The following is a 7,292-nucleotide window of genomic DNA, read 5'->3' as shown; positions in this document are numbered from 1 at the left end:
GGAAGACGACCCCGAAAAGACAGAAAGTCGTGGGCACACCCCCCCGGGCCGGGATGCGTGCCCCACCGCCTGTGGGGCGTCGAGACGCGTCAGATCAGCAGCGTCGGCTTGATGTCGACCAGCCGGCCCAGCAGGCCGTTGACGAACGACGGCGAGTCGTCCGTCGAGAGCTGTCCGGCGAGGTCGACCGCCTCGTCCACCGCGACGGCGTCGGGGACGTCGTCGTTGTAGAGCAGCTCCCAGGTGCCGATCCGCAGCAGCGCGCGGTCGACCGCCGGCATCCGCTCGACGGTCCACCCCTGCGAGTAGGTCGCCAGCAGCTCGTCGATGCGCTCGCGGTGGGTGGCGACACCCTCCACGAGGTCGACCGTGTACTGCGGGACGGCGGCCTCGGTGTGCGGCTCGATCACCCGGTCGGCGACGAGCACCTGCGGGTCGATCCCCCGCTGCTCCGCCTCGAAGAGGATGTCGACGGCGCGCTTGCGCGCCTTGGTGCGTGCACCCATGTCAGCAGGCGCCCGTCAGTCGTTCACGCGGCCCAGGTACGACCCGTCACGCGTGTCGACCTTGACCTTGGTGCCCTGCTCGAGGAACAGCGGGACCTGGATCTCCGCGCCCGTCTCGAGGGTGGCGGGCTTGGTGCCGCCGGTGGAGCGGTCGCCCTGCAGGCCCGGCTCCGTATAGGTGATCTCCAGGACCACGGACGACGGGAGCTCGACGTACAGCGGCGTGCCGTCGTTGGACGCGACCATGATGTTCATGCCCTCGAGCATGTAGTTCGCCGCGTCGCCGACGGTGGCGGCGGGCACGGTGATCTGGTCGTAGGTGTCGGTGTCCATGAAGACGTAGTCGGCGCCGTCCATGTACAGGTACTGGAAGTCGCGGCGGTCCACGTTCGCGGTCTCGACCTTGGTGCCCGCGTTGAAGGTCTTGTCGACGACCTTGCCGGACAGCACGTTCTTCATCTTCGTGCGAACGAACGCGCCACCCTTGCCCGGCTTGACGTGCTGGAACTCGATGATCGACCAGAGCTGACCGTCGATGCGGAGCACGGTGCCGTTCTTGATGTCGTTGGAGGTAGCCACGTTTCTTGTTCGTCCTCGGGGTCGGGTACGGAGCGGAAGTCGTGCGGATGTCGTGCGGATGTCGACGTGCCGGGCAGCAGAGAGCCCGGAACATTCTACAGCGCGACCAGGAGCACGTGCCCCGCGATCCCGACGGCGGCCGACCATGCGAGCGACGCCAGCGTCCCGACCACGAACCGCTCGCTCGCGACCGGGTGCTCGCGCAGCTCCGAGAACCGGCCGAGCCCCTTGACCGCGACGACGACGGCCACGCCCTCCGGGTAGCCCGCGAGCAGCGAACCCGTGACGCACAGCCGCTCGAGCAGGCCGATCCAGGTGCCGCCGCGCAGCACGGCGACCGCCTCCGCCGCGGCCTGCGGCTCCCGCTCCGCGTGCCGCAGCACCCACGGAACGAGCCAGGCACCACCGCCCACGCTCGCGCCCAGGCCGACGAGCCACACAGCGACGTCCGCCGCCACCGCTCCGAAGCTCACGCGCGCTCCTCCCCTGCCTCGCCGTCCGGGTCGTCGTCCGGGTCGTCGTCCAGGTCATCGTCCAGGTCGGCACCCGCGGCCCGCAGCAGGCGCGCCGCGAGCGGCCGGACGGCCGCGTCCTCGGCCCACAGCGCGGCACGCAGCCGCTGGCTCACCGCCTGCTCGCTGACCCCCAACGCGGCCGCCGAGGCCCGCTGCGGTGCCGGGCCCCGCTGCGCGACGAGCGTGTCGACGGCCTCCCACCCCGCCGTGGAACGCCGCGCCACGACGGCCCCGAGCAGATGCAGGAGCGCCTGCGCGTCCGCGGCGACGGTCGAGCGCGGCTCCTCGTCCGGCCCCACCACGGCCAGGGGCACGCTGCCGCGCCCGCGCCGCTTCGCCCGGTCGACCGCCGCGCGAGCCCGCACGAACGCCGGGCCGGAGGCCGCCCTCGACTCCGCCGGCAGCGGCCGGTCGACCGCGCCGAGGCCGATCCCCACGGACCATCCGCCGTCGCGCACCAGGTCGAGGACGACGTCGACGGCCAGCGCCGCGCCGTCGTCGTCCGCGGACAGCGCGCCCTGGAGCTCGTCGCCCACCGTGCGGTCGAAGGGCAGCAGCACTCCCGGCCGTCCGTGCGCCCGCGCGGCGACGAGCGCGAGAGCCTCGGGCACACGGTCGGGACCCCGGGTGCTGCCCCGCTGGTCCGCAGTGACGACGATCATGGCTCAACGCTACGACCTTGTGAGGACGTCGACAAGTCTCAGGACTTGTCTCCTGTCAAGCCTGGACCCTGGAGAAGGAGGAGTTCAGGACTGGAGCTTGTGCGCGAGGGCGCCGAGCGCCAGCCGGTAGGAGTCGAAACCGAAGCCCGCGATCGTGCCCGTCGCGATGCCGGCCACCACCGAGTAGTGCCGGAACGACTCGCGCGAGGCGGGGTTCGACAGGTGCACCTCGACGAGCAGCAGCCCGGAGGACGTCACCTGGGCGGCGGCGTCGCGCAGCGCGTAGCTGTAGTGCGTGAACGCCGCGGGGTTGAGCACCACGTGCGCGCGGGCGTCGACGGCCTCGTGCAGCCAGCCCACGAGCTCCGACTCGTCGTCGGTCTGGCGCACGTCGACGGTGACGCCCAGCTCGCTCCCCCAGCCGGCGGCCTCCCGCTCGAGGTCGGACATGGACGCGTGGCCGTAGATCTCGGGCTCGCGCACGCCGAGCCGACCGAGGTTGGGACCGTTGAGGACGAGGACGTGAGTCATGGCCCGAGGGTACGGCGGCACCACGGCGGCCGTCCCGGCCGTCCGCGCTCGCGCCACCGGTCGTCCGGCCGTCCCGGTCGGGTCAGTCCGTCTCGTCGACGAGCAGCCGGCGCGGGCCCGGGCCGTCGTCGCCGAGCGCGTCGTGCGGGTTGGCGAGCACGCACCGGCTCAGGGACAGGCAGCCGCAGCCGATGCAGTCGGTGAGGTCGTCCCGCAGCCGCTCGAGCTGCTCGATGCGCGCGTCGAGGTCCGTGCGCCAGGCCTTGGACAGCCGCTCCCAGTCGCGGACGTTCGGGGCGCGATCGGCGGGCAGGGTCTCCAGCGCCTCGGCGATGCGCGCCAGCGGGATGCCGACCCGCTGGGAGACCCGGATGAACGACACCCGGCGCAGGACGTCACGTCGGTAGCGCCGCTGGTTGCCGGAGGTGCGGCGGCTGGCGATCAGGCCGCGCCGCTCGTAGAAGTGCAGGGCGGAGACGGCGACGCCGCTGCGCGCGGCCACCTCGCCGACGGACAGCTCGACGTGGTCCCACGGGACCCTCTCGGTCGCATGCTCCGGCACGATCGGTGTCCTTCCCCGCGCGGCGGCCTCCCGACCCTTGACCTCAACCATAGTTCAGGTCACAGCATGACGGGATGGACGCTATCCGCCACCACACCTACGGCCCGCCCGAGACCCTCGTCCTCGAGCAGGTCCCCGACCCCGTGCCCGGCCCCGGCCAGGTGCTCGTCGCCGCCCGCGCGCACGGCGTGCACCTGCTGGACACCACCCTGCGCCGCGGCGAGGCCACCGGTCCCCTGCCCGCGCCTCGTCTCCCCGCCATCCCCGGGCGCGAGGTCGCGGGCACGGTGGTCGCGGTCGGCCCGGACGTCGGGGACGACCGGCTCGGGGTCCGGGTCGCCGCCCACCTCGGCGCCACGCCCGACGGCGGCGGGTACGCGCGCCTCGCCGTCGCGCCCGTCGACGCCCTGCACCGCCTCCCCGACCGGCTCGACCTGGCCGACGCCGTCGCGATGATCGGTACGGGCCGGATGGCGCTCATGACGCTGGAGGTCGCGCGGCCGCGTCCCGACGACGTCGTGGTGCTCACCGCCGCCGCAGGTGGCCTCGGCTCCCTGTTCGTCCAGTCGGCGCTCGACGCGGGCGCCCGGGTCCTCGCCCTGGCCGGCGGGCCGCGCAAGGTCCGCGCGGTCCGCGGGCTCGCCCCCGACGCCGGGCAGCGGCTCGCCGTCGTCGACGTCGCCGGGGACGGCTGGCCCGCCGCCGCGCGGGCCGCGCTCGGCCGGCTGCGCGCGGCCGCCGCGACGGTCGTGATCGACGGCGTCGGTGGCGACCTGGGCGCCGAGGCCGCGGCCCTCCTCGGGCCCGGCGGTCGGCTCGTCGTGCAGGGCTGGGCCTCCGGGAGCCCGAACCCCGTGGCCGCGAGCGCCGTCACCCCGGCGGGCGACCCGGTCGAGGTGCGGGCCGTCGTCGGACCCGGCGCCCCCGCGTTCGGCGACCTGCGCGCCTACCAGCGACGGGCCCTGGAGCGGGCGGCGTCGGGCGAGTGGCGCGTGCTCACCCATCGGGTGGCGTTCGCCGAGGCGGCACGGGCGCACCGGGAGCTCGAGGAGCGCCGCACGGTCGGCAAGGTGGTCCTCGGATGACCGGCGCGTCCGCCGAGGGTGCGGCCGACGGGTCGCGCGCCGGGCTGCTGGGCGTCCGGGCGCAGCGCACGGTGCTGACCGGCATGGTGGCGTACGTCGCGCTGGGGGCGTTCGAGTCCCTGGCGGTCTCGACGGCGATGCCGACGGTGGCCGCCGAGCTGGACGGCCTGCGCCTGTACACGCTCGCGTTCGCGTCGGGGTCCGCCGCGGGGGTCGTGGGGATGCTGGTCGCGGGCCGGTGGACGGACCGCCGCGGGCCGACGCCGCCGCTGCTGGCGGGGATCTCGCTGTTCCTCGCGGGGCTGCTCATCGCGGGGCTGGCACCGAGCATGCCGGTGCTCCTGGCCGGTCGCACCGTGCAGGGCGCGGGCAGCGGCATCGAGGGGGTCGCGATCTTCGTGCTGGTGGCGCGCGTGTTCCCCGCGGAGCGGCGGCCGAAGGTCTTCGCGTGGTTCGCGGCCGCGTGGGTGGTGCCGGGGGTCGTGGGCCCGCTGCTCGCCGGGGCGATGACGCAGTACCTCGGGTGGCGGTGGGTGTTCCTCGCCGTGCCCGCGCTGGCCGTGCCCGCCCTGCTGGCCCTGCGGCCGGCGCTGGCGGCGGGGCGCACCCGGGGCTCGGCCGGACGGGTCGCCGACGACGGCGGGGACGCGGCGTCGTGGCGGGGCGTCGTGGGCCAGGTGCTGCGCGGCGCGCGCGGGCTGGGGACGGTCGTGCTGGTGCGGGCGCTCGTGGCCGCCGCGTTCGTGGGTGCGCAGGTGCTGCTGCCGCTCGCGCTCGTCCGCGAGCGCGGTCTCGCCCCGGCGTTCGCCGGGGCGGTCCTCACGCTGCACGTCCTCGGGTGGTCGGCGGGGTCGTGGGCACGCGGTCGCGGGCTCGGAGGCCTGTCGCACGCGGGGTTCCTCCGCGTCGGCGGCATCTCCCTCGCGCTGGGGACCGCGGGTGTCGCCCTGCTGGTCGTCCCCGGCGTGCCCCTGGCCGCCGCGGCCGCGCCGTGGGTGCTGAGCGGGCTCGGGATGGGTCTGATGTTCCCCACCCTCAACCTGCTCGTCCTCGAGCTCGCGCCGCCCTCGGCGCAGGGCGTGTCGATGTCGGTGCTCCAGGTGGCCGACGCGGCGGCGTCCGCGCTCGCGCTGACCGGCACGGGCGCGCTGCTGTGGGCCCTGCACGACCGGGTCGGCGCGGCCGCGTACGCGGTGTGCCTCGGCCTCTCCGCGGCGCTCGCGCTGACCGCGGCCGTGCTGGCCGGTCGTACCCGACCCGGCACCGTCACGAATTCCGTCGCGTTCCCGTCGGGTGTACGGGATGCTGCCGATGAGGATGTGCTCCCCGCCCGGTCCTCCTGAGTGCACCCCCGGGCGAGCTCTGGTGCTTCCCCTGCTCGTCCGCACGGACCGGGCCGCAGACCGGTCCGGTCCCCGTACCGTCGTCCCGACGAGGAGTCACGATGTCTCAGCCCTCGAATCCCCCCACGCCCGCCGTCCCGGTCGACGCGCTCCGCACCGCTCTCGGCGACGCGACGCCCGTCGTCGCCCCGGACGACGACGGCTACCACGCCGCCCGCGCCATCGAGCCCGGCGGCGTCGAGCAGCGCCCGGCGGCCGTCGTCCGGCCCGCCGACACGGACGCCGTGGTCCGCGCGGTACGCGTCACGCGCGACGCCGGCGCCGAGGTCTCCGTCCGCTCGGGCGGGCACTCGGTCTTCGGTCTGGGCGCCGCCGACGGCGCGCTCACCCTGGACCTGCGCGATCTCGACTCCTTCGAGCTCGACGTCGACGGCCGCACGGCCTGGGCCGGCGGCGGTATCACCGCGGGCGCGTACTCGCGCGCGGCCGGGCAGCACGGCCTCGCGACCCCGTTCGGCGACACCGGCACCGTCGGCGTCGGCGGCATCACGCTGGGCGGCGGCGTCGGCCTCCTGTCGCGGTCGCTCGGCATGACCATCGACAGCCTCCTCGGCGCGGAGGTCGTGACCGCGGACGGCGAGGTGGTGCGCACGGACGCGGACCACGAGCCCGACCTGTTCTGGGCGCTGCGGGGCGGCGGCGGCAACTTCGGCGTCGTGACACGGTTCCGGTTCGCCCTGCACGAGGTGTCGCAGGTGGTCGGCGGAGTGCTCCTCCTGCCGGCCACGCCCGAGAGCGTGGCGGGGGTGGTCGCGGCCGCTCAGGCCGCGCCCCCGGAGCTGACGATGGTCGTCATGGTGATGCCGGCGCCGCCGATGCCGATGATTCCCGCGGAGCACCACGGACGTCTCGTGGTCATGGCCAACGCGTGCTGGTCCGGCCCGCTCGACCAGGCGGACGCCGCCTTGGCCCCGCTGCGCGACGTCGCCGCCCGCGCCGGCGGCGCGCTGCTGGACGGCCTGCGCACCGCGCCCTACCCCAGCCTGCTGGAGGGGGGCCCGGAGGGCGGCCCGCTCGTCGCGACCGGGCGCACGTTCCTCGCCGAGGGGCTCGACGAGGCCGCCGCGGCGCACCTCCTGGAGCAGCTGGAGGGGTCCGACGCGCTGATGCGCGCCGCCCAGCTGCGGGTGCTCGGCGGCGCGGTGTCGGACGTCCCCGCCGACGCGACGGCCTATGCTCACCGCGGTGCGCGCCTGGTGGGCAACGTCGCCGCGGTCGCCCGCGACGCGGCCGGCGCCGCCGGGTACACCCCCTGGGTCGAGGCACTGGCCGACCGCCTGCGCGGCGCGGAGGGCGCGTACGTGAACTTCAGCCTCGACGGCGGGCTCGACGCCGCGCGGGCGGCCTACCCGGGCGCCACCTGGGAGCGGCTGCGCGACGTGAAGCGCCGCTACGACCCGCAGAACCGGTTCCGCGGCAACGTCAACGTGCCACCGGCGTAGCAGGCGG

General features: G+C 75.5%; 9 protein-coding genes. 3 read left to right on the top strand and 6 right to left on the bottom strand.

All coding sequences use genetic code 11. The annotated features are described in order from the left end of the window. Positions 1-89: 89 nt before the first annotated feature. From nusB to soxR, 6 genes are all read right to left on the bottom strand, one after another. Positions 90-506: a transcription antitermination factor NusB gene (nusB, locus tag ACFVS0_RS02195; RefSeq protein ID WP_430551260.1), complete on the bottom strand. Its 417-nt coding sequence runs from the start codon at positions 504-506 to the stop codon at positions 90-92. A 15-nt stretch (positions 507-521) separates the two neighbouring features. Next, complete coding sequence (gene efp / locus ACFVS0_RS02190) at positions 522-1,085, bottom strand: elongation factor P (protein ID WP_430551259.1); 564 nt, start codon at positions 1,083-1,085, stop codon at positions 522-524. A 95-nt stretch (positions 1,086-1,180) separates the two neighbouring features. Then, entirely contained in the window at positions 1,181-1,558 is a 378-nt protein-coding gene (locus tag ACFVS0_RS02185) for a hypothetical protein (RefSeq protein ID WP_430562214.1), read from the bottom strand. Beyond that, on the bottom strand, positions 1,555-2,262 hold the full coding sequence (locus ACFVS0_RS02180) for a hypothetical protein (protein WP_430587035.1): 708 nt from the start codon (positions 2,260-2,262) through the stop codon (positions 1,555-1,557). Before ACFVS0_RS02180 ends, ACFVS0_RS02185 begins: the two co-directional genes overlap by 4 nt. A gap of 84 nt (positions 2,263-2,346) precedes the next feature. Continuing rightward, on the bottom strand, positions 2,347-2,793 hold the full coding sequence (locus tag ACFVS0_RS02175; RefSeq protein ID WP_430587034.1) for a type II 3-dehydroquinate dehydratase: 447 nt from the start codon (positions 2,791-2,793) through the stop codon (positions 2,347-2,349). Between the two features lie 82 nt (positions 2,794-2,875). Continuing rightward, positions 2,876-3,355 (bottom strand): redox-sensitive transcriptional activator SoxR, encoded by a 480-nt coding sequence (soxR, locus tag ACFVS0_RS02170; RefSeq protein WP_430562216.1) that lies wholly within the window; start codon positions 3,353-3,355, stop codon positions 2,876-2,878. Between the two features lie 74 nt (positions 3,356-3,429). Between soxR and ACFVS0_RS02165 the strand changes: the two genes are divergently transcribed. The 3 genes from ACFVS0_RS02165 (at position 3,430) to ACFVS0_RS02155 (ending at position 7,285) form a co-directional block, all read left to right on the top strand. After that, positions 3,430-4,440: an alcohol dehydrogenase catalytic domain-containing protein gene (locus ACFVS0_RS02165; protein ID WP_430587033.1), complete on the top strand. Its 1,011-nt coding sequence runs from the start codon at positions 3,430-3,432 to the stop codon at positions 4,438-4,440. Next, the gene (locus tag ACFVS0_RS02160; RefSeq protein WP_430587032.1) at positions 4,437-5,783 is read left to right on the top strand and encodes an MFS transporter; all 1,347 of its coding nucleotides are present in this window, start codon (positions 4,437-4,439) and stop codon (positions 5,781-5,783) included. The genes ACFVS0_RS02165 and ACFVS0_RS02160 overlap by 4 nt, the downstream gene beginning before the upstream one ends. Before the next feature lie 101 nt (positions 5,784-5,884). Beyond that, positions 5,885-7,285 carry an FAD-binding oxidoreductase gene (locus ACFVS0_RS02155; protein ID WP_430587031.1) on the top strand — a complete coding sequence of 467 codons (1,401 nt, stop codon included), beginning with the start codon at positions 5,885-5,887 and terminating at the stop codon, positions 7,283-7,285. Positions 7,286-7,292: the final 7 nt, after the last annotated feature.

Origin of the sequence: Isoptericola sp. NPDC058082 (assembly GCF_042885055.1) — a bacterium.
Classification (GTDB): Bacteria; Actinomycetota; Actinomycetes; order Actinomycetales; family Cellulomonadaceae; genus Isoptericola.
The sequence above is the reverse complement of the archived record's forward strand: the minus strand, read 5'-3'. Positions and strand labels throughout refer to the sequence as shown.